The sequence below is a fragment of the Streptacidiphilus sp. ASG 303 genome, from assembly GCF_020991365.1.
In the GTDB taxonomy this organism is placed as follows: Bacteria; Actinomycetota; Actinomycetes; order Streptomycetales; family Streptomycetaceae; genus Peterkaempfera.
In genome coordinates this window covers 25,096-45,541 of record NZ_JAJLRA010000010.1, presented here as the reverse complement: position 1 = coordinate 45,541, position 20,446 = coordinate 25,096, and the positions used below count along the sequence as shown (strand labels likewise).

Below are 20,446 nucleotides of genomic sequence, written 5' to 3'. Positions count from 1 at the left end.
GCCCGGCGCGACCGGCCCGCCGTGGTCAGCACCCCCAGCGCAGCGCGGGCGTGCGCACGGGGGCGTCCCACAGCCGCAGCAGCGCGTCGTCGGCCCGGCACAGCGTGACCGAGCAGCCCGCCATGTCCAGGCTGGTCACGTAGTTCCCCACCAGGCAGCGCGCGACCTCCACGCCGCGCTCCCGCAGGATGCGGTCCACCTCCCCGTACAGCACGTACAGCTCCAGGAGCGGGGTGGCGCCCATGCCGTTGACCAGGGCCAGCACCGGGCCGCCCGGCGGGAGGTCGGCCAGCACCGCGTCCAGGACGGCCTCGGCGATCTCCCGGGCGGACATCATCGGACGCCGCTCCCGGCCGGGCTCCCCGTGGATGCCGATGCCGAGCTCCAGCTCGTCCGCCGGCAGGTCGAAGGTGGGGGTGCCCTTCGCCGGCGTGGTGCAGGCCGTGAGGGCGACCCCGAAGCTGCGGGAGCACGCGTCGACCCGCCGGGCCACCGCCGCCACCTCGGCGAGCGGCGCGCCGGTGTCGGCGGCCGCGCCCGCCAGCTTCTCCACGAACACGGTGGCGCCCGTGCCGCGCCGCCCCGCCGTGTACAGGCTGTCGGTGACGGCCACGTCGTCGTCGACCACGACCTGCCGGACCTCCACGCCCTCGTCCTCGCAGAGCTCGGCGGCCATCCGGAAGTTGAGCACGTCGCCGGTGTAGTTCTTCACGATGTGCAGCACGCCCGCGCCGCCGTCGACCGCGCGGGTCGCGGCCGCCATCTGGTCGGGCACGGGGGAGGTGAACACCTCGCCGGGACAGGCGGCGTCCAGCATCCCCGGTCCGACGAAGCCCGCGTGCAGCGGCTCGTGGCCGGTGCCGCCGCCGGAGACCAGGCCGACCTTGCCCGCGACCGGCGCGTCGCGGCGGACGACGGTGCGGGCGGCCACGTCCACGGCGAGCTCGGGGTGGGCGGCGGCCAGTCCGCGCAGGGCGTCCGGGACCACCTGGTCCGGGGCGTTGATCAGCTTCTTCATCGCCGGCTCCTCTCGTGCCGCGCGGGCACCGGCCGGCCGCCCCGTCGGGGCTGCGACCGCTCCTCACCACTCTCGCAAAGCGCGGGCCGCTCCGGAACCGCCGGGAGGGCCCGGCTCCCAGCGTCCCCGCGCCCCCGGGGGCGCCGCAACCGCTGCGGGGCCGTGCGGTGGCGCGGCCCGGCGCGGCCTCCGGCGGCCCGTCCCCGTGCGGAGGCCCGGCCGCCGCCCCGCCGCGGGCCGGTACCGCCGCCGCCCCGCCGCGGAGGGTGGTCTCCGCGCAAAGGCCTGCTGCGCCGCCGCCGCTCTGGCTACGCTGGCCATCGCGGACGACGGCGGGAGGAGCAGGGACGTGTCGGGTGACAGCGCAGAGGTCCTGGCGGCAGGGGTTCCGGCGGACGGGCGCAAGCCGCGGCTCGACCTCAGCGGGGCGGAGTGGCTCTCCAGCAGCCAGGGGGTCGGCGACGTGCAGATCGCCTTCGTGGAGGGGTACATCGCGATGCGGGACGGCCGCAACCCGGACGGTCCGTCGCTGGTCTTCACCCCCGCCGAGTGGCGCGCCTTCGTGCTCGGCGCGCGCGACGGCGAGTTCGACCTCACCTGAGCCCCGCCCCGCCTCCCGGCCGCCCCCCGAGGCGTGCGGCCGGGAGGCGGGGCGCCGACGGCGGCGGGCCGCGCCGGTACGGCTGCACGGCCGCTCCGGGCGGCCCCGTACGATGTCCCCATGCCGTTTCTCCGCCGCCGCTCCGGCACCCCCGCGGGCCCGGACTTCGACGTGCTCGCGATGGACCCGGGCGACTGGCCCGGCCACTTCGGCGCCGCCATCCTGGCGGGCGCCGACGGCACCTGCCAGGGGATCTTCCTGCGCTACGACCTGTTCGGCGGCCGCGGCCCCGCCATGCTGATCGGCAACCTCCCGGAGGGCTCCCCGGCGCGCGACCCCGAGGACGGCGTGCCGTTCGAGGTCCGCCAGCTGCTCGCGGCCCTGGAGAACGACGAGCCGGTCAGCGTGGTCTCCAGCGAGGACTTCCCGGTGATGCTCGGCGACGACCTGCTGATCGTGCGGAAGGTGAAGGTCAGCGAAGGGCGTGTCGCCTGCGCCCAGTTCGGCCGCAGCGACGGCGTCCAGGTCACCATCGCCTCCTGGGACCGCCCCATCTCCGACGACCTGTACCAGCTGCTCAAGCCGCTGCCGGCCGACATGTTCCAGCAGGGCTGACCCCCCGGGGCCCCCGGGGCACCCCCCCGCCGCGCCACCGCCGGCGCGGGGTGCCGTGCCCCCGCACGGCCGCCCCGACCCGCCCGCGCCCGACCCGTCCGCGCCCGCCGCCCCGTCCGGCGGGCGCAGGCGGGTCAGCGGGTCCCGACGGCCGCCCGTACCGCCCGGCGCGCCAGGGACGCGTCGTCGTGCAGCCGCCGGATGAGGATGCGCTGCTCCTCGCCCGCCCCCGGCACGTCGTGCATCCGGATCTCCCGCATGAGCACCAGGATCAGGTTCACCAGGAAGGCGTCCCGCACCACCGTGCCGGAGGCCTGCGCCAGCTGGCTGATCTGGCGGCGGGCGGCCGTGTCGCCGGACAGGACGCTCCACAGCACCGCCAGGTCGTAGCCCGGCAGGTACCAGCCCGCCCGCTCCCAGTCGACGAGCACCGGGCCCGACGGGGCGAGCAGCACGTTCGACAGCAGGGCGTCGCCGTGGCAGAACTGCGCCGGGGTGTGCGCCAGACCGTGCAGGAGCTGCTGCAGGTCGCCGGCGTCGCGGTCGGTGAGCAGGCCCAGCGCGTGGTACCGGGCGATCTCCACCGGGTAGTCCAGTGGGGCGTCGAAACCGGACGGCGGGCGCCACAGGTTCAGCGCCCGGACCGCGCCCAGCACGGCGCGCACCTCGCCCGGGGTCGGCGCGTCGGCGGGGTGGCGCTCGCGGGCCGCGGTCCGGCCCGGCACCCGCTCCAGGATCAGCACGCAGCGGTCCGGGTCCGCGGCCACCAGCTTCGGCAGCCGCACCGGAGGCCGGTGCCGCACGAAGGACCGGTAGGCGGCGACCTCGTGCCGGAAGCCCTCCACCCACAGCATGTCCTCGTCGTGGCGCTCCGCCCGCGGGGTGAGGCACTTGGCCACCACCGGCGTGCGGCCGACCGTGCCCGCCACCAGGATGTGCCGGTCGTCGGCGCGCAGCAGCTGGCGCGGGGTGAAGGCGGGGCATATCCGCGTCACGTGGGCCATGGCGGCCCGGACCGCGGGGGTCTGCAGCGCGGCGGTGTCGGGGCGCCGCTCGGCGGGCTGGGGCGGCCGGCCCCGCAGGCCGGCGTCCCCGCCGGGCCGGGGCAGCAGGGCCGTCCCCGCGGGGGCGCCGGGCCTGCGGACGGCCAGCGGTGCGTAGGCGGACGCCGCGGCGCGCGGGTCGGCCGTGCGCGGATCAAGGACGCGGCCCCCGCGTGCCGGGGCGGCGGGGGCGCCGATCGTGCGCCGCAGGGCCGCGGGGGCGCGCAGGGGTGAGGGGGATGTGACGGTGGCTGAGGGGTACATGGGGGCGGTGGGTCCCTTCCTGCGGGCCGGCTCGGCCACCGGTCCCGGCCGGGACGGCGGCCGGGGGTGGCGGACTGGGGTGGCGGACGGGGTGGCGCCAGGGCGCCGGACACGGACCGCGGAGGAGGCTCCGCCGCGCTGCCGCCGCACCCTGGGGAATGCGGCGGCCGCCCGGCGTGCGGCCGTGTCCGGCGCCCTCGCGCCACCCTCTGCGCCACCCCTCCGCCGCGAGGACCGGGAGGCCGGCCGCGGAGCGGGGAAGGCCCTGGTCCGCGGCGGCTCCCGACGGTGGTCGGGTGGCGCATGTCTACATCACACCGGGTGACGGGTGGCACACCATCTGGCGCACCCTGGCGAACCCTGGCGAATGGTCGCGGGGCACATGACACCCCGTTAATGTCGAAGATGCCGAGGAACCTGGGGGCTTGACGTGAGCAGAGAACCCAACACCCGACTGGCCGACCTCTTCGCCCTGACCGGATGGTCCAAGGGCGAACTGGCCCGGATGGTCAACCGGCGGGGTGCCGCCCTCGGACAGCAGCAGCTGTCCACCGACACCTCGCGGGTGCGGCGCTGGATCGAGCAGGGGGAGATCCCCCGCGATCCCGTGCCCAGGGTGCTGGCAGCCCTGTTCACCGAGCGGCTCGGCCGAGTCGTCACCATCGATGACCTCGGCCTGGAACGGCACCGGCGCAGCAGACCGGGCGCATCCGACAACGGGATGCCCTGGAGGCCGGAGCAGACGGCCGCGGTCCTCACCGAGTTCACGGGAATGGACCTCATGCTCAACCGACGCGGTTTGATGGGCGCGGGCGCGGCACTCGCGACCGGATCCGTCATCACCGACTCCCTGCACGGCTGGCTCACCGGAGAGCCCGCCGCCCCCGCCGTCCCCCGGCCCGCCGGCCGCCGGGGGTCCGTCCTCCCGGCCGCCGAGTCCTCCCTGGACCTCTACGAGGCGGGCCCGGTCGGCACCGACGAGGTGGAGGCCCTGGAGCGCTCGGTGGAGGTGTTCCGCGCCTGGGACGCCTCCCGGGGTGGCGGCCTCCAGCGCAAGGCCGTGATCGGCCAGCTCAACGAGGTGGGCGGGATGCTGACGTTCCGCCACCCCAGGGAGCTGGAGAAGCGGCTGTGGATCGTCGCCGCCAACCTGGCGGTCCTGGCCGGCTGGATGTCCCACGACGTGGGCCTGGAGCCCACCGCCCAGCGGTACTTCGTGATCGCCGTGCACGCCGCGCGCGAGGCCGGGGACAAGCCCCGGGCCGGCGAGGCGCTCTCCCGGGCCGCGCGCCAGATGGTGCACCTCGGCCGTGCCGACGACGCCCTGGACCTCATGCGGCTCGCCCGGTCCGGCAGCGGCGAGCAGACCCTGCCGCGCACCCGCGCCATGCTCCAGACCATCGAGGCGTGGGCGCAGGCGTCGCTCGGCCGCTCCCAGGCCACCCGCCGGGTGCTGGGCGAGGCGGAGGAGCTGTTCACCGCCGACCGGGGGGAGCCGGGCCCCAGCTGGATGCAGCTGTTCACCGAGGCGGAGCTCCACGGCATGGAGGCGCTGGTCTACCGGACCCTCGCCGAGCACGACCCGAAGGCGGCCCCCCTCGCCCAGCGCCACGCCCGAATGGCGCTGCACCTGCGGGCCAAGGAGGGGATGGAGCGCTCCACCGCCTTCGACCGCATCTCGCTGGCGTCCGCCTACTGGATCGCCGGGCAGCCGGACGAGGCCGCCGTGCAGGCCAAGCTGGCGCTCGCGCTGATCCGCGACACCTCCTCGCACCGCACGTGGGACCGGCTGCGCGAGATGTACCGGCTGACCCAGCGCTACAAGGGCCTGCCGGAGGTCGCCGACCTGCGCGAGCAGATCCGGCTCGCCGTGCCGCAGCAGCGGCGCCAGATTGTGTGAGCCCTCCGGGTCGCCGGGCCCTCCGGGCCGCCTCCGCGGGCTGCGGCCCGCCGGCGCACCCGCCGCCCCGCCGGGGTGCGGCGGAGGGCCGGCGCGACGGCGGAGGGGCGGAGGAGCGGCGGGACCGCCGGGAACAAGGGCCGGGAGGAGCAGCGGCCGGGAGGGCCGGGGGCCGGGAGGGCAGGGGGAGGACGACGCCTCCGGGGCCGCCTCCCCGACGTGCCGGACCTGCCTCCGCCCCGCTTCCGGGGGGGGCACCGCGCCCGGGCCCGCCGACCCTGGCGAGCGCCGGCCGGACCTGACCCGACCCGATCCGGGCTCAGCCCACCCGCAGCACGGCCAGCCGCAGAGCCGCGCCGGGCCGCCCTCCCGCCGCCGACCGCAGCAGCCCCAGGGCGAGGTCGGCGCACTCCGCCGCGCTGCCCGCCCCCGCGACCCGCGGGCCCAGGACGTCCGCCAGGTCTGCCGGGTCCGGCACGCCGCCCTCCGGGCCGTCGGCGCCGTCCGGACCGCCGGTCCAGCAGAGCACCACGTCCCCCCGCCGCAGTTCCGTCCGGCCCGCCCCGTGCCCACCCCCGGACGGTCCGCCCAGCGGCCGTCCGCGGTCGGAGCCGGCCGGGAGCCGCAGCGCCGCGCCGCCGCGGAGGACGAGCGGACCCCGCAGCCCGGCCTGCGCCCACGTCAGGACCGCCGGCCTCCCGAGCTCCCCGGCCTCGTACCGGCAGCAGAGCGCCGCGACGGGGCCGCCGGAGCCGCACTGCGGCAGCATCCGGTCCAGCAGACGCAGCATCCGTGCGGGTCCGGCGCCGGTCATCGCCATGCCGCGCAGCGCGTCGCGCAGCACGGCCGGTCCGCTGCCGCCGCCCGCGGCGGGCCCGGCGGGTCCGCCCAGGGCGAGCAGGGCGCCCCCGCCCGGCAGGGGGAACGCGTCCTCCCAGCCGTCCCCGTCGTCGGCGGGGCCCCGCACCGCGAGCTCCGGCGGGGCTGACGGGCCCGGCCCCGGAGCGGGGGCGGTGGCGGGGGCGGCCGGGGGCCGGCTGCGGGCCTCGCCGCGGCCGCGTACGCCGCCGGGTCCACCGGGGGAGCCCGGTCCGTTCGGTCCGCCGAGGTCGCGCAGGGAGAGCCGGAGCGTCTCCGCGTGCCCGTCGCCGCCCATCACCGGGCCGCCGCTGCAGCGGACGGCGCGCACCGTCCCGTCCGGGCGGACGACGCGGAACTCGCCGACCAGGGCGCGGCCGTCGACCAGTGCGGCGGTGACCATGCCCTGGAGGGGGAGCTGGTCCTCGGGCAGGAGCTGGGCGGGCAGCTGGTCGAGGGTGAGCGCGCCGGCGTCCCGGTCCCGTCCGAAGAGCGCGAACACCTCGGGCGACCACAGCACCTCGTCGGTGGCCAGGTTCCACTCGGCCAGGCCGGTCGCGGCCGGCGGGGCCTCCGGGCGGGCGCCGTTCCTCGGGGTGGCCGTGCTGTCCGGGTGCGCAGCGGGATGCATGAGGGTTCCCACGGGTCGGCGGACTGGGGGAGCGGTGACGACTCTGACACAGAGAGCCACCGCCCGTAAGGGTTTCGGCCGACTCCGGCGATGTTCCCGGGGCATATGCCGGAGCTCGGGGGCTTGCGCCGCCCTCGTGCGCCCCGCCCTGCGGCCTTGCGCGCCCCCCTGTCCTCCGGCGGTCCCGCACCCCCGGCGGCGGCGGCCCTGTGTGCGGACAAGCCCCGCGAACGGTACCCTTCGGTGCTTCCGGCCCAGGCCGGGTCCCGGCCCCGTCCGCCGGCCCGCCCGGGGCCCCGGCAGCGGAAATCCCGTTGCCACCAGGACCGCCGCAACGGATGCTGACCTCATGTTCGAGCCCGACATAGCGCCCAGTGCGACCCTTCTCGGCCTGCTGCAGCGGGGCCGCGGGGACGGCACCCTGCACGCGCTGGCGGCCGAGCGGCCGGACGCCCTCGCCGCCCTGGACGCGTGTGTCACGTGCGACCCCCGCCGCGACTGGCGGACCGAGAGCCGGTCGCTGTACTACGCACGCCTCTACTCCGAGCTGGAGGCGCCCCTGGACGGCATCGAGGCCCACCTCTTCCACCCCGAGGACCTCGCCGCCGGCGGCACCGGCGTCCCCGCCGCCGGCACCGGCGGTGCCGGGTCCGGCCCCGACGAGTCCCGCACCGGCCTCGCCCTGTCCGTCCTCGGCCACCTCGCCGCCTACGGGCGCCGCGACGCCCTGGGCCTGCTGCGGCGCTACACCGCCTCCGGCGCCAACTGGGCCTGGGCCCTCGACGAACTCGCCCTGCGCGACGACGACGCCGCCCTGATGCGCCTCGCCCCGGCCGTCCTCGACCGCTTCCCCGCCGGTCCCGAGGGCGACGCCGCGCTGCGCGCCGCCGTCCGCGACGCCTACGAGCCGCGCCCGTGGCGGCTGTGGGCCGCCGCCCACCCCCGGATCGCAGCCGCGGGGGAACAGGCCCCCTTCGACCTGTGGCAGCGCCAGCTGAACCGGACCTCGGCCGCCCCCGGCTGGGGCGCCGCCGAGGTCCTCGCCTGGGCCGACCGCGCCGCCGAGGACGACCCGGCCGTCCCCGCGCGCGACGCCGTGCGCCGCCGCGCGGCGGCCGCGGCCCGCTGTCTCGCCGCCGTCGCGGGCCCCGACGACCGCCCGCTGCTGGTGGACGCCGCCCGCTGCGGTGCCGAGGGCGCCCGCCGCGCCGCCCTGCGCCACCTCCTCGACCGCGACGACCCTGCCGTGCCGGACCTCGTCGAACTCGCCGCCGTCGACCCGGACCGGAGGATCGTCGAGGCGGCGCTGGAACTCGTCGGCCTGATGCGCGGCCCCGCCGCCGTCGGCCACGCCCGCCGCTGGGCCGACCCGGCCACCGGCGGCGCCGACAGCGCCCTCGGGGAGGCCGCCGCCCGGCTCCTCGCCGACGCCGGCGACGAGCGCGACGCCCCGCTGGTGACCGACGCCCTGCGCCGCTGGATCGCCGCCCGCGGCGCCGACGGCGACGGTCTCGGCTGCCTGGTCGACGGCGCCGGACGGCTCGGCGCGGCCGGCGCCGTCGCGGCGCTGCGGTACGTGTACGCGGAGACCGTCTCCTCGCAGCTGCGCGGGCGGGCCGCCCGCGCCCTGGCCGCCACCGACCCGTACTTCCCGGCCGGTCCGGCGGTGGAGTGCCTCTGGGACTGCGAGGAGTCCACCCGCGAGCTCGCCGCCCGCCACGTCGCCACCACGGGGGACGCCCGGGTCCTGGAGCGGCTGCGCCGCCTGGCCGCCGACCCGGCCGAGGAGGCCGAGGTGCACGCGGCGGTCCGCGGCCGCCTGACCTCCGCGCCCCGCTGACCTCCGCGCCCCGCTGACCTCCGCGCCTGGCTGACCCCCGCGCCCCGCTGACCTCCGTTCCCCGTCCCGGCCCCGGCGCCCCGGTGGGCCCCGGCGCCCCGGTGGGCCCCGGGGCCCACCGGTCCGGCCGCGGGTCCGGTTGCCGGTCCGGCCGCGGGGCGCGTCCGGTCAGGGGCGCAGCAGCTCCTGCAGCAGCTCCGCCAGGACGCCGGTGTCCGCCGCCGCGAGTTCGCCGAGGAGCCCGGCCCGGCGCGCGAGGGTGACCCCGATGAACGCCGCCGTCGCCACCTCCGCCCTGAGCTGCGCACCTTCGACGCCGTCGCGGCGGTAGGCGTCCCGCAGCGGTGCCACCATCCGCAGGTCCAGCTCCGCGCGGGCCGCCGTGTCCAGGGCGGAGTCCCCGCTCGGCTGCACCGCGCACCGGAAGACCGGCCCGGGCCCGTGCCTGCCGACGCGGTCGAGCAGCTCCAGCATCCGCTCCTCGTCCAGCAGGTCGGCCGGCGGCGACTCCTCGGACTCGGCCCGCAGCGCGGCCACGCAGAGCGCCGCCTTCCCCCCGTAGTAGCGGGCGATCAGTGCCGGATCGACCCCGGCCCGCTCCCCGATGTCCCGGACCGTCGTGCGGTCGAAGCCCCGTTCGGCCATGAGTTCGCGGGCGGCCCGCAGCAGCCGCTCCCTGGTGCGGGCCGCGTCACGGCTGCGTCCGGTCGGCTCCTGTCCCACGGCATCTCCTCGGTGTCGTCGTGTGCTCTTCCCGCTCTCCCCCTGCCCGACCAGGAGACCACGGGGGCCGCGCCGGCTCCGTGTGACATGACCCTTCTCACGCCGGCATCCGGAATACGGAGCGCGCCGTCGTCATCCTCGCAGCTCAGAGGGGGTGGAGCCGCGCGGTCTGCGGCCGGCGGCGGGAGAAGGGGGCCTTTCTTTGTCATCAATTGATGACAACACTTGATGACTTGATGCCCGAAGCACCGCGTCCCCAGGAGGAAGGCCATGGACATCCTGCGAACCCTCACCCGGCGTGCCGCCCTCGCGGTCTCGGCCGCCGCCGCACTCCTCGTGGCCGCGATGGTCGCCTCGGCGTCCCCGGCGCACGCGTCGGAGGCCGCACCCCGCGCCGCCGTCCCCGTGAGCGCGACGCACCCGCCGCACACGGCGCACCTCGCCCACGCCTCCCACCACGCCCACCTGGCGGCCCTCTCCCACGACCGCGCGCGTCCCCGCGTCCCCCGGGCCGACCGGCACGGACGGTCCGCCGCCCCGGCGTCCCCGCGTCTGACGGCACTGCGGATCGTCGGCGGCGGGTCCCGGTTCCTGTGCTTCTCCGCGATCGTCGAGCGCGAGAGCGGTTGGGACCCCACCGCGGTCAACCCCTCCTCCGGCGCCTACGGCCTGGTCCAGGCCCTGCCGGGATCCAAGATGGCCTCGGCGGGCGGCGACTGGCGGACCGATCCGGCCACCCAGATCCGCTGGGGCCTCTCCTACATGAACGGCCGGTACGGGAGCCCGTGCGGCGCCTGGGCCTTCTGGCGGACCCACCACTGGTACTGACGACGCCTCCGCACTCCTCGAAGGAGCCCCATGCACGACGGCCGCGACCCCTCCGGCGACCGCCCCGCCCCGACCCTGCCCATGCCGCTGCTGCCCGACCTCCTCGCCTACTCCGGCGGGTCCGTCGTCGACTGGTTCGGCTCCGGAGGCCCCGGCCCCTCCCCGTCGGACCCGGCCCCCGGCGGTCCGGCCCGGCCCGGCCCGGAAGGCCCCGGCGACCCGTTCCCCGGCGACCCCCTCGACGCCGAGCCGTTCCCCGCGGACCCGTTCCCCGCCGGTTCCTTCGACGCAGACTCCCTCGACGCCGAGCCGCTTCGGACGGACCTGCTCCCCGCGGACCCGTCCCGCGACGACCTCTCCGGCGACGGCCTGTCCCACGCCGTCCCTCCGCCGCCCGCCGGGACCCCGGACAGCCCCGCGCCCGTCCCCCCCCGACGCGGCGCCGGTCCGCCCGGGCCTGACCGGCCCCGCGGCCGTGCTGCGCCCGGTGGTCACGGTGCTGACGGTGGGCCTCGTCTTCGTCGGCGTCTTCCTCGCCGCCTTCCACACCCCGAAGGCGCACCGGCTGCCGGTCGCCGTCGTGGCCTCCGACCAGGGCGCCGCCCTGTTCGACGTCGGGCTCCAGCGCATGGAGCCCGACGCCTTCCAGGTGGAGCGCTACGCGGACGAGGGCAGCGCGCGCTCCGCCCTGTTCCACCGCAGGGTCTACGCCGCGTACATCGAGCACGGCGGCACCCGCCGGGTGCTCTTCGCCGGCGCCAACGGGCTCGCCGTCCAAGCGCTGGTCGCGCCGCTCGGCCACACCCTGCAGGGCGCGGGCGGGAAGGTGCACACCGAGGACGTCCTCCCGCTGTCCGGCGGCGACAGCCGCGGCCTCTCGGTCTTCTACGCCTCCTTCGGCCTGGCCCTCGCCGGGTTCCTGTTCGGGCAGATGACCTACCAGGTGGCGCCCCGCCTGTCGTTCCGCCAGCGGATGGCCAGCCTCGGGATCTTCGCCGTGGTCGGCGGCCTCGCCACCTCGCTCATCGCGCACACGGTCTTCGACGCGATCCCCGGCCCCTTCCTGGGGATCGCCGCCGTCGTGGCCCTGATGTCCGGGGCGGTCGGGGCGGCCACCGTCCTCCTGATCCGTGTCTTCGGGGCGCTCGGGGTGCCGCTCGGGTCGATCTTCATGCTGGTGATGGGCAACGCGACCAGCGGAGGGGTCCTGCCCCCCTCGTTCCTGCCCGGCTGGCTCCAGCCGATGGCCTCGGTCATGCCCCCCGGGGTGGGGGTGCGCGCCCTCGACGGGCTGGCCTACTTCCACCACGACGGGGTCGGCAGCGGCCTGGTCGTCCTCGGCGTGTGGCTGCTGGTCTGCGTGGGCGGGGTCTTCACCCTCGACCGGATCGCCGTGTCGTCGGGCATCGTCCACGCCGCGCAGCGCGGGCGGCCGGCCGCGGTGCACCGCCACCGCCGGAAGGGCGAGACCGCCTGATCCCGACGCAGCCCTGCGCGGCCCGGACGCCCGGTCCGGCGGCCTCCCCGCACGGGGCGCCGCCGGTCCCGGCGTCCTGAGCCGGAGTCACTTCGAGCTGCGGGTCCAGGTCAGGCCCCAGCCGTACGCGTCGTCCACCATCCGCTGGATGGAGACCGCCGACCGCTGGAAGTACCGGCCCTCGCGGCGCACCACCAGCTCCCCGCCGACGTTCTCGATCACGGCGATCGCGCACCCGACCGCGGGGAAGCCGCACTCGTCCAGCCGCACCTCGACGGGCAGGCCGGACGCCGGGTACAGCGTCGCCACCGCGTCCAGCCCCTGGAAGCTGCCCGCCCCGCCGTAGACGAAGGCGAAGACCAGCAGCCGCCGGAACCGCTGGGCGAAGTCCAGGTTGATCCACAGGTTCTCGCCGCCCGCAGCGGCGCCGGTGCGGTCGTCGTTGTCGAGGAACACGTACGGCGGCGCGTACAGGTCGCCGAAGGTGCGGCCGACCGCCTGCACGATGCCCTTGGTGCCGTCCTGGAGCTCCCAGAGGCAGGCGAGGTCGAGGTCCCGGCCGGCGCCGGGGGCGCCGGCCCCCGCCAGCTTGCGCAGCCAGCCCCCGCCCGTGCCGGCCTGACCGCCCCGGGCCTGCCAGTTCAGGTTGACCCGCATCGCGCCGCCGCCTGCGGCGTGCTTCGTCAGCGACACCGCGGGGGCGTCCTTGGTCAGCGACAGCCGGGTCGGCGCCGCGCCGCCCGCGGCGGGCGCTGGGGAGGGGCCGCCGGGCGCGCCCGGCGGCGGCGCCGGGACGTACGGGGGCGGCTGCGGTGCCCCGTACGGCGTCGGCGCGGACGGACCGGAGGGGTGGGGCGGGGCGGGGTGCTGGCCGCCGGGGTACGGGCCGCCGGGGTAGGGGGCGGGCGGCTGCGGGGCGGAGGGGTACGGGGCGGGCGGCGGCGTGCCCGGCGGGAACGCCTGGCCCGGCGGGAACGCCTGGGGCGCGGGCGGCTGCTGCGGCGGGTACGGGGCGGTCTGCGGAGGCGGCGGCGCGGCCTGCGGCGGGTACGGGGCGGCCTGCGAAGGCGGCGCATACGGTGCGGCGGCGGGCGCCGGGGGAGGGGCGGCCGGGCCGGACGCCGGTGTGCCGGTCCCCGGCTCCTCGTCGACCCGGATGCCGTACTCGGTGGCGAGCCCCGCCAGGCCGGAGTCGTAGCCCTGTCCGACCGCGCGGAACTTCCACTCCCCGCCCCGCCGGTACAGCTCGCCCAGGACGAAGGCCGTCTCCGTGGTGGCCCCCGTGTCCTCGAACCGCACCAGCTCGCTGCCGCCCGCGGCGTCCTGCACCGACAGCCGCAGCCCCGGCAGCGCGCCGAACGGACCGCCGTCGCTGGAGGCCGCCAGCACCACCGTCTCCACCGCGGGGTCCAGTGCGGCGAGGTCCACGGCGAGGGTGTCGGCGGTGCCCTCCGGGGTCTGCCGCTTCCCCTCGTGCCGGACCGCGCCGGAGGCGTCCCGCGGCTGGTTGTAGAAGACGAAGTCGGCGTCGCTCCGCACCCTGCCGCCGCTCAGCAGCAGCGCGGAGGCGTCCGCGTCCGGCACGCCCGCACCGGGCCGCCAGCTCAGCACCACCCGCACGGCGGCCGCCGTGAGCGGCGTGTTCTCACCCTTGCCGACCAGCATGACCGTCCCTCCGCCGACGCCCCCGGAGCGGGTGCCCCGGAGCGGTCGCCCCGGGGCCGGAACCCCTGGCCGGCGTCCCCGGGCCGCCGCCCGGCCCAGCCTATCCCCGCCCCGGGGGCGAACGCTCATACGACGTTCGCCCCCGGGAAAGATCCCCTTGGCCGCGCCCACGCCCTGCCCGGACACAACCGGGACATGCGCGTCGCCATCGTCACCGAGTCCTTCCCCCCCTGAGGTCAACGGCGTCTCCCACACCGTGCTGCGCACCGCCGAGCACCTCGTGCGCCGCGGCCACCGGCCCCTCGTCGTCACCCCCGCCCCCGCGCGGGGCGGCGGGCGGGCCGCCGCCGACGACCCCTGCCCCGTGGTCCGCGTCCCCTCCGTGCCGCTGCCCGGCTACCCCCAGGTCCGGGTCGCCCTGCCCGGCGCTCCGCTGGAGGCCGTCCTCGCCGTCCACCGTCCCGACCTCGTCCACCTGGCGAGCCCCTTCGTGCTCGGTGCGCGGGCCATGGCCGCCGCCCGGCGGCTGGGCCTGCCGGCGGTCGCCGCCTACCAGACGGACCTGGCCGGCTACGCCCGCGCCTACCATGCCGGCCGCGGCCTCGGGGAGGCCCTGGCCTGGCGCCGCATCCGCTCCGTCCACGGCGCCGCCGCCCGGACCCTCGCCCCCTCCACCCCGGCCGCCCAGGAACTCGCCGCGCACGGCGTCCCCCGGGTCCACCTGTGGCCGCGCGGGGTCGACTCCGGCCGCTTCCACCCCCGCCACCGCGACCCGGCCCTGCGCCGCGCGCTCGCCCCCGGCGGCGAGGTCCTCGTCGGCTACGTCGGCAGGCTCGCGCCGGAGAAGCGGGTCGACCTGCTCGCCGGGGTGTGCCGGCTGCCCGGCGTGCGCGTCGTCGTCATCGGGGACGGCCCCAGCGAGCCGGCCCTGCGCCGGGCGCTCCCGGGCGCCGCCTTCCTCGGGCGGCGCACCGGGGACGACCTCGCCCGCTGCTTCGCCGCCCTCGACCTGTTCGTGCACACCGGCCCGCTGGAGACCTTCTGCCAGACCGTGCAGGAGGCCATGGCCAGCGGCGTCCCCGTGGTCGCCCCCGCCGCCGGCGGCCCCCTCGACCTGGTGGCCCACCGCCGCACCGGCCTGCTGGTCCGCCCCCGGGACCCGCAGGCCGTCACCGAGGCCGTCGCCCGGCTCGCGGCGGACCCTGCGACCCGGGCCGCGTACGGGCGTGCGGGCCGTGCGGAGGTGGCCGCCCGCACCTGGGAGGCGGTGGGGGACGAACTGCTCCGCCACTACGGCGAGGTCCTGGGCCTCCCGCCCGCCGCGTCCGTGCCCGCCGGGCCCGTGCCCGCCGGGCTCGTGTCCGCCCCGTCCGTACCCGCCGTCACCGTGCCGGCTGTCCCCCGGCCCGCCGGTCCTCCCCCGGTCACCGCCCCTTCACCGGACGGGCCCGCCGCCGCGGCCGCGACCGGCCGGTCCGCCGCGTCGGAGGCGCCCCCTGCCGCGCGCGTCCCGTCCCCCCGCTCCCCGCAGACCCGCACAGCGCCGGACGTCCCGGACGTGCCGGATGCCCCGGGCGTCCCGGGCACGTCTGCGGCCCCCGCGGCGACGGCCCCCGCCGTGCCGGTCGCGGCTCGTGAGGAGAGGCCCCGATGACCTGCGGCGCGTCCGGCCCGCGGACCGTGCGGACCGCCGCCTCCGCCACCCCCGTCCCGGGCGGCCCGCGCACCGTGCTCCGCCGGCGCGGCGCCGGCCGCCCGGCGGCCGGGCACCACCCCGTCCGGCTGGTGCCCGGCCCGGCCCGCCGGGCCGCCCTGCGGCACCTCCCCTCCGTCCGGCACGCCGATCCGGAGGGAGGGGCCCGTAGCTCGTCTCAGCCGATCGCGACGGCCCGCACGCACAGCACGTCCGGCAGGTGCGAGGCCAGCAGGGACCAGCTCTCGCCCTCGTCGGCGCTCCCGTACACCTCCCCGTTGCGGTTGCCGAAGTACACGCCCGCCGGGTCGGCGTCGTCGACGGACATCGCGTCCCGCAGCACCACGCCGTAGTGGTCCTCCTGCGGCAGCCCGGCGGAGAGGGCCTCCCAGCTGCCGCCCGCGTCCTGGGTGCGGAACACCCGGCAGCGCAGGTCCGGGGGCAGACGCCGGTAGTCGGCGGTCAGCGGGAAGACGTAGGCCGTCCCGCCCCGGTGCGGGTGCGCCGCCACCGTGAAGCCGAAGGAGGCCGGAAGCCCCTTGTCGACAGCCTCCCAGACGGCACCCCCGTCGTCGCTCCGGTAGACCCCGCCGTGGTTCTGCAGGTACAGGCGGTCCGGGTCCTGCGCGTCCCGCGCGACCTTGTGCACGCACTGCCCGAACTCCGGGAACTGCGACCCCTCCGGCAGGAAGGCCGCCCGGACGCCGGCGTTGGACGGCGACCAGCTCCGCCCGCCGTCCGCCGACCGGTACACGCCGCCCGTGGAGACCGCCACCGTCAGGGCGTCCGCGTCGCGCGGGTCGGTGAGGACGGTGTGCACGGCCTGTCCGCCGAAGCCCGCCTCCCACTGCTCCCGCTGCGGGTGGTCCCACAGCGGCTCCACCAGGGAGAACGACTCCCCGTGGTCCTCCGAGCGGAAGAGCGCGCCCGGCTGCGTCCCCGCGTACACCACGCCCGGGGCGTCCTCGCCCGCCGGGACCAGCTGCCAGACCCGCTCCAGCGACGCCTTGGTGTACTCGGGGAACCGGACCGCGGGGGAGGAGGGCTCCTGCCACGTCCCCCCGAGGTCGTCGGACCACCACACCGACGGGCCCCAGTGCGAGCTGTCGGCCCCCACCAGGATGCGCGGACGGGCGCCGCGCCGGTCGACGCCGACCGAGTAGACGGCATTCATCGCGAAGTGGGGACCGGTGAAGTCCCACGTCCGCCGGTCCCGGCTCCGCCCCAGGAAGAGCCCCTTCTGCGTCCCCACCGCCAGCAGTACCTCGGCCATGCTCCGCACCTCGTCTCGAGTGGAGGCCCGCGCCGGCCGGTCCCGCACGGCAGCCCCACCGGGAGTGTGCACCCGACCACTGACAGGTGCCGTCCCGCCGCGCCCCGACGCCCGGTCCGGCGGGCGCACGGCAGTCCGACGCGCGCCCGCAGCCCCGCCGGGCCGGGCGTGCCGCCCGGCTCCGTACCGGCGCGTTTCCGTACCGGGGCGGCCCGCCGCCCCGGCTACGCCGCCCCGGGACCCGCCGGCCCGAAGCCCACCGGCACGAACCGCAGCGGGGTCCCCGGCGCCGCCTGCGCCGCCGCCCCCAGGTCCTCCTCCGGCACCACCCCCACCACCGGGTAGCCGCCCGTGGTGGGGTGGTCGGCCAGGAACACCACCGGCAGCCCGTCCGGCGGCACCTGCACGGCCCCCAGCACCATCCCCTCGCTGGGCAGCTCCCCGCCGCGCGTCCGTTCCAGCGGCGGCCCCTCGGTGCGCAGGGCAACCCGGTTGCTGCGGGCCGCCACCCGGTACCGGGCCCGGCCGAGCAGGGCCGCCGTGCCCGGCGCGAACCAGTCCGCGCGGGGCCCCGGCAGCAGGTGCAGCACCAGCTCCGCCGGCGGGGCCGGCAGCGGGACGGCCTCGGCCCGGGGCGCCGCCCCGGCCGCCTCGCCCAGCGGCAGCCGGTCGCCCGCCGCGAGCGGGGCCGGGCCCAGGCCCGCCAGCAGGTCTGCCGACCTGCTGCCCAGCACCGGCGGCACCGCGAGGCCGCCGGCGAAGGCCACGTAGCTGCGCACCCCGTGCGTGGCGGCCCCCACCTCCAGGACCGCGCCCGCGGGCACCGCCACCGCCGTGCCCCACGGCACGGGCCGGCCGTCCACGGCCACCGCAGCCGGGGCGCCAGTGACGGCGGCGACCAGCGGGACCGACCCGCGCACCGCCACCCCGCCGAGCGTGGTCTCCAGCACGGCGGCGTCCCCGCGGTTGCCCACGAGCCGGTTCGCGGCCCGGTAGGCGGCCTGGTCCAGCGCCCCGGCGCGCGGCACGCCCAGGTGCGCCACCCCGCGGCGGCCCGCGTCCTGCACGGTGGTCAGCGGGCCGGGCCGCACCACCTCCAGCACCCGTGCGCGCCGCTCCCCGCCGCCGCACTCCCCGTCCCCGAGCGCCGCGCCCCCGGGCGCCCCGTCCCGCGCCCCCGCGCCGCCCGCCGGGCCGTTCACGCCGGGCCCCCCGCGTCCGCACCCGCGTCCGCACCCGTGCCCGCAGCCCCGGGATCCGCCGGGACGAACCGCACCCGCGTCCCCGGCGCCAGCAGCGCCGCCGGCTGCCGCCCCGGGTCCCACAGGCGCAGGCCGGTGCGCCCCAGCAGCCGCCACCCACCGGGCGACGCCTGCGGGTACACGCCGGTGTACGGGCCCGCCACCGCCACCGAGCCCGCCGGCACGCTGGTCCGCGGCGTCGCCCGCCGCGGCACCGACCAGCGCTCCGGCAGTCCCGTGAGGTAGCCGAAGCCGGGGGCGAACCCGCAGAACGCGACCCGGTACTCGACCGAGGAGTGGATGCGCACCGCCTCCTCCACGGCGACGCCCCACAGCGCCGCCACCTCCGCCAGGTCCGCCCCGTCGTACACCGTCCGCACCTCCAGCAGCGGCCCCCCGCCGGTCCCGGCCGGCGGCACCCGCCAGCCGGTCAGCTCGGCGGCGAGGGCGGCGGCGTCGGCCAGGCCGTCCAGCAGCACCGTGCACGCCGCCGGCACGATCTCCGCGTCCGCCGGGAGCCGGCCGGCCGCGCGCCGCCGCAGCAGCTCGGCGTGCCAGGCCGTCACCCGTTCGGTGGAGTCCACCTCCAGGAGCAGTGCCCGGCGTCCCACCGGCCGCACCCGCAGCCCTGCCTCCCCCAGTCCCGCCTGCCGCGTCCCGCCCGCTCCGGCGCCGCCCCGCTCCCGCCCGTGCGCCGCTCCCGGCCCGTGCTCCCCGGCCACCACCGGCCTCCTCACTCCCTGCCCGCGGGCCCGCCCGCGCCCCCGGCGGGCCGCTCCCGCCTCACGTGAACGCCTCCACCCGGACGCCCGCCCCCACCAGCGCCTCCCGCAGCCGCACCGCCAGGTCCGCCGCACCGGGCGTGTCGCCGTGCACGCACAGCGAGCGCGCCCGGACCCGCACGGCCTCCCCGGTCACCGCCGTCACCCGGCCCTCGCGCGCCATCTCCACCGCCCGCACCAGCACCGCCTCGGCGTCGTGCACCACCGCCCCCGCGTCCCGGCGCGGCACGAGGGTGCCCGCTGCCGTGTACGCGCGGTCGGCGAACGCCTCGGCCACCACCGGCAGCCCGGCACCGCCCGCCGCCTTCAGCAGCTCCGAACCGGGCAGCCCCAGCACGGGCAGCGGGCCGCCGCACAGCGCCCCGGCCCGCGCCACGCCCGCCACCACGGCGGCCGCCTGCTCGGCGTCGGCCACCACCCGGTTGTACAGCGCGCCGTGCGGCTTGACGTACGAGACCCGGGAGCCCGCCGCGCGGGCGAACATCTCCAGGGCGCCGATCTGGTAGGCGATCTCGTCCGCCAGCTCCTCCGGCGGCACCTCCATCGCCCGCCGTCCGAAGCCCGCCAGGTCGTGGTACGAGACCTGCGCCCCGATCCGCACCCCCCGCTCGGCGGCCCAGCCGCACACCCGGCGCATCGTCGAGGGGTCGCCCGCGTGGAAGCCGCAGGCGACGTTGGCGCTGGTCACCACGGACAGCAGCGCCTCGTCCTCGGTCAGGGTCCAGCGGCCGAACCCCTCGCCGAGGTCCGCGTTCAGGTCGATCACCGCGTCCGCCATGCCAGCCGCCTCCCGCCCCGCGCCGTCCCCGTACCGTCCGGTGCCTCCGCACCGTCCCCCTGCCCTGATCGTAGGCCGCCGCGGCCCGCCCGCGGGCGGGCGGGAACGCGGGTACGGTGGAACAGGGGCCGATCCCGGGGGGCCGCAAGGAGGACGCGATGCCCGGTTCCGTCACCATCAGCCGCCACCACGAGGCCGTCATGGTCGACCACACCGACGCCCAGCGCCTCGCCGCGGTGCTCGGCGAGGTCGCCCGCCTGCTGGAGGAGGCCGGTCCCGACCGGCTCACCGACGCGCAGGTGGCCGCCCTGTGCGGCGGGCAGCCCCACCACCGCGAGGAGCTCGACCGCTGGATCCGCGCCCTCGCCGGGGACCTGCACCACCGGGTGTGATCCGCCGCGGGACCGGTGCCCAGCGGCGCCCCTGACGTACGGTCAGGGATGGAGCCGGCCGTCCCGCCGCCGGAGGAACCCGCGTCGCCACCGGCTACGCGCCCGCCTTCCGCGCGTCGTCCTTCAACACCCCCGACGCCCCCGCGACGGCCGCCCTCCGCGACGCGGTCGGGCTGCTGCGCGGCCACGAGCCGTACCCGGCGGTCGTCCTCGACGTGCTAGCCGCCGCCGACGGCACGGCGCTCCTGCCGGACGGCGACAGCGGCCCGCCTGGCGGACCCGCGCAGCCCGGCGCGGGACCGCACCGTCGGGCCCCGATCCTGCCCGTGCCCGCCCGCACGACTGCGGCCGGGGGCGGAACCCGTCCGTCCCCGGCCGCCGCGGCCCGGCCGGCGCACCCGCCGCGCCGGGTCCCTCACCGCGTCAGGCGCGGACGCCCGTCATCGCGCGGCACTTCTCGGCGCAGCGGGCGGCCGCCTCGGCGCACCGGGCGAGCTGCTGGTCGTCCGGCACGCTGCGACACGCCTCGGCGCACATCTCGCACGCCTTGGCGCACATCGCGCTCACCTCGGCGGCCAGCGGGGACCGGCGCATCATCATGTCGGCGCACATCCGCGTCATGTCCGTGCAGTCCATGAGGGCGCGCATGATGCGCGCGTCCATCCGCCCGCCCTGCTGCAGGCAGTAGCTCATGGTCTCCTCGCACATGCTGTGGCACGCGAGGCACGCGTCCACGCACTCCTGCATCTCCTTGCTCATCCTGGCCATCCCGCCGGTCTGCTGCATGACGCCTCCTGGGCGCACGGGGGAGCCGCTTCCTCGCG

General features: G+C 78.4%; 17 protein-coding genes and 1 pseudogene. 8 read left to right on the top strand and 10 right to left on the bottom strand.

Going from position 1 to position 20,446, the window contains the following annotated elements; all coding sequences use genetic code 11:
- Positions 1-25 precede the first annotated feature (25 nt).
- Positions 26-1,018 (bottom strand): dihydroxyacetone kinase subunit DhaK, encoded by a 993-nt coding sequence (gene dhaK / locus LO771_RS15345; RefSeq protein WP_230652687.1) that lies wholly within the window; start codon positions 1,016-1,018, stop codon positions 26-28.
- Positions 1,019-1,367: 349 nt separating this feature from the next.
- Between dhaK and LO771_RS15340 the strand changes: the two genes are divergently transcribed.
- Both LO771_RS15340 and LO771_RS15335 read left to right on the top strand, forming a co-directional pair.
- A complete protein-coding gene (locus tag LO771_RS15340) occupies positions 1,368-1,619 on the top strand; it encodes a DUF397 domain-containing protein (protein ID WP_230652685.1) in 252 nt (83 codons plus the stop codon).
- Positions 1,620-1,739: 120 nt separating this feature from the next.
- Positions 1,740-2,234: a hypothetical protein gene (locus LO771_RS15335; RefSeq protein WP_230652683.1), complete on the top strand. Its 495-nt coding sequence runs from the start codon at positions 1,740-1,742 to the stop codon at positions 2,232-2,234.
- A 134-nt stretch (positions 2,235-2,368) separates the two neighbouring features.
- Here LO771_RS15335 and LO771_RS15330 read toward each other — a convergent pair whose 3' ends face one another.
- Positions 2,369-3,541 (bottom strand): aminoglycoside phosphotransferase family protein, encoded by a 1,173-nt coding sequence (locus LO771_RS15330; protein WP_230652681.1) that lies wholly within the window; start codon positions 3,539-3,541, stop codon positions 2,369-2,371.
- Between the two features lie 430 nt (positions 3,542-3,971).
- On the opposite strand from LO771_RS15330, the gene LO771_RS15325 reads away from it, so the two are divergent.
- The gene (locus tag LO771_RS15325; RefSeq protein ID WP_230652679.1) at positions 3,972-5,441 is read left to right on the top strand and encodes a hypothetical protein; all 1,470 of its coding nucleotides are present in this window, start codon (positions 3,972-3,974) and stop codon (positions 5,439-5,441) included.
- 319 nt (positions 5,442-5,760) lie between these two features.
- Here the strand turns inward: LO771_RS15325 and LO771_RS15320 are convergent, their stop codons facing one another.
- On the bottom strand, positions 5,761-6,930 hold the full coding sequence (locus tag LO771_RS15320) for a SpoIIE family protein phosphatase (protein ID WP_230652677.1): 1,170 nt from the start codon (positions 6,928-6,930) through the stop codon (positions 5,761-5,763).
- A 349-nt stretch (positions 6,931-7,279) separates the two neighbouring features.
- Here LO771_RS15320 and LO771_RS15315 point away from each other — a divergent pair, with 349 nt between their 5' ends.
- Positions 7,280-8,770, top strand: coding sequence for a HEAT repeat domain-containing protein (locus tag LO771_RS15315; protein ID WP_230652675.1), 1,491 nt, complete (start codon positions 7,280-7,282; stop codon positions 8,768-8,770).
- A gap of 168 nt (positions 8,771-8,938) precedes the next feature.
- On the opposite strand, the gene LO771_RS15310 is transcribed toward LO771_RS15315, so the two are convergent.
- Positions 8,939-9,493 (bottom strand): TetR/AcrR family transcriptional regulator, encoded by a 555-nt coding sequence (locus LO771_RS15310; RefSeq protein WP_230652673.1) that lies wholly within the window; start codon positions 9,491-9,493, stop codon positions 8,939-8,941.
- A gap of 270 nt (positions 9,494-9,763) precedes the next feature.
- On the opposite strand from LO771_RS15310, the gene LO771_RS15305 reads away from it, so the two are divergent.
- Together LO771_RS15305 and LO771_RS15300 are read left to right on the top strand one after the other, a co-directional pair.
- Positions 9,764-10,321 (top strand): transglycosylase SLT domain-containing protein, encoded by a 558-nt coding sequence (locus LO771_RS15305; protein WP_230652671.1) that lies wholly within the window; start codon positions 9,764-9,766, stop codon positions 10,319-10,321.
- Between the two features lie 487 nt (positions 10,322-10,808).
- The gene (locus LO771_RS15300; RefSeq protein ID WP_230652669.1) at positions 10,809-11,798 is read left to right on the top strand and encodes an ABC transporter permease; all 990 of its coding nucleotides are present in this window, start codon (positions 10,809-10,811) and stop codon (positions 11,796-11,798) included.
- Between the two features lie 87 nt (positions 11,799-11,885).
- On the opposite strand, the gene LO771_RS15295 is transcribed toward LO771_RS15300, so the two are convergent.
- Entirely contained in the window at positions 11,886-13,463 is a 1,578-nt protein-coding gene (locus tag LO771_RS15295) for a TerD family protein (RefSeq protein WP_230652667.1), read from the bottom strand.
- 195 nt (positions 13,464-13,658) lie between these two features.
- On the opposite strand from LO771_RS15295, the pseudogene LO771_RS15290 reads away from it, so the two are divergent.
- Positions 13,659-14,769 (top strand): annotated as a pseudogene (locus LO771_RS15290) (glycosyltransferase family 4 protein); the annotation flags it as partial.
- A gap of 565 nt (positions 14,770-15,334) precedes the next feature.
- On the opposite strand, the gene LO771_RS15285 reads toward LO771_RS15290, so the two are convergent.
- From LO771_RS15285 to LO771_RS15270, 4 genes are all read right to left on the bottom strand, one after another.
- Positions 15,335-16,429, bottom strand: coding sequence for an exo-alpha-sialidase (locus tag LO771_RS15285; RefSeq protein WP_230652665.1), 1,095 nt, complete (start codon positions 16,427-16,429; stop codon positions 15,335-15,337).
- A gap of 224 nt (positions 16,430-16,653) precedes the next feature.
- Positions 16,654-17,532 (bottom strand): biotin-dependent carboxyltransferase family protein, encoded by an 879-nt coding sequence (locus LO771_RS15280; protein WP_230652921.1) that lies wholly within the window; start codon positions 17,530-17,532, stop codon positions 16,654-16,656.
- A 95-nt stretch (positions 17,533-17,627) separates the two neighbouring features.
- Positions 17,628-18,281, bottom strand: coding sequence for an allophanate hydrolase subunit 1 (locus LO771_RS15275; protein ID WP_230652663.1), 654 nt, complete (start codon positions 18,279-18,281; stop codon positions 17,628-17,630).
- Positions 18,282-18,453: 172 nt separating this feature from the next.
- Positions 18,454-19,230, bottom strand: coding sequence for a LamB/YcsF family protein (locus LO771_RS15270; RefSeq protein ID WP_230652661.1), 777 nt, complete (start codon positions 19,228-19,230; stop codon positions 18,454-18,456).
- Between the two features lie 158 nt (positions 19,231-19,388).
- Here LO771_RS15270 and LO771_RS15265 point away from each other — a divergent pair, with 158 nt between their 5' ends.
- Positions 19,389-19,622: a hypothetical protein gene (locus tag LO771_RS15265; RefSeq protein WP_230652659.1), complete on the top strand. Its 234-nt coding sequence runs from the start codon at positions 19,389-19,391 to the stop codon at positions 19,620-19,622.
- Between the two features lie 423 nt (positions 19,623-20,045).
- Here LO771_RS15265 and LO771_RS15260 read toward each other — a convergent pair whose 3' ends face one another.
- Positions 20,046-20,408: a four-helix bundle copper-binding protein gene (locus tag LO771_RS15260; RefSeq protein WP_230652657.1), complete on the bottom strand. Its 363-nt coding sequence runs from the start codon at positions 20,406-20,408 to the stop codon at positions 20,046-20,048.
- Positions 20,409-20,446: the final 38 nt, after the last annotated feature.

Coding starts and splice junctions, on each gene's coding strand:
- dhaK (WP_230652687.1), bottom strand. CDS start 1,018: ATGAAGAAGCTGATCAACGCCCCGGACCAGGTGGTCCCGGACGCCCTG.
- LO771_RS15335 (WP_230652683.1), top strand. CDS start 1,740: ATGCCGTTTCTCCGCCGCCGCTCCGGCACCCCCGCGGGCCCGGACTTC.
- LO771_RS15330 (WP_230652681.1), bottom strand. CDS start 3,541: ATGTACCCCTCAGCCACCGTCACATCCCCCTCACCCCTGCGCGCCCCC.
- LO771_RS15320 (WP_230652677.1), bottom strand. CDS start 6,930: ATGCATCCCGCTGCGCACCCGGACAGCACGGCCACCCCGAGGAACGGC.
- LO771_RS15315 (WP_230652675.1), top strand. CDS start 7,280: ATGTTCGAGCCCGACATAGCGCCCAGTGCGACCCTTCTCGGCCTGCTG.
- LO771_RS15305 (WP_230652671.1), top strand. CDS start 9,764: ATGGACATCCTGCGAACCCTCACCCGGCGTGCCGCCCTCGCGGTCTCG.
- LO771_RS15295 (WP_230652667.1), bottom strand. CDS start 13,463: ATGCTGGTCGGCAAGGGTGAGAACACGCCGCTCACGGCGGCCGCCGTG.
- LO771_RS15285 (WP_230652665.1), bottom strand. CDS start 16,429: ATGGCCGAGGTACTGCTGGCGGTGGGGACGCAGAAGGGGCTCTTCCTG.
- LO771_RS15270 (WP_230652661.1), bottom strand. CDS start 19,230: ATGGCGGACGCGGTGATCGACCTGAACGCGGACCTCGGCGAGGGGTTC.
- LO771_RS15265 (WP_230652659.1), top strand. CDS start 19,389: ATGCCCGGTTCCGTCACCATCAGCCGCCACCACGAGGCCGTCATGGTC.
- LO771_RS15260 (WP_230652657.1), bottom strand. CDS start 20,408: ATGCAGCAGACCGGCGGGATGGCCAGGATGAGCAAGGAGATGCAGGAG.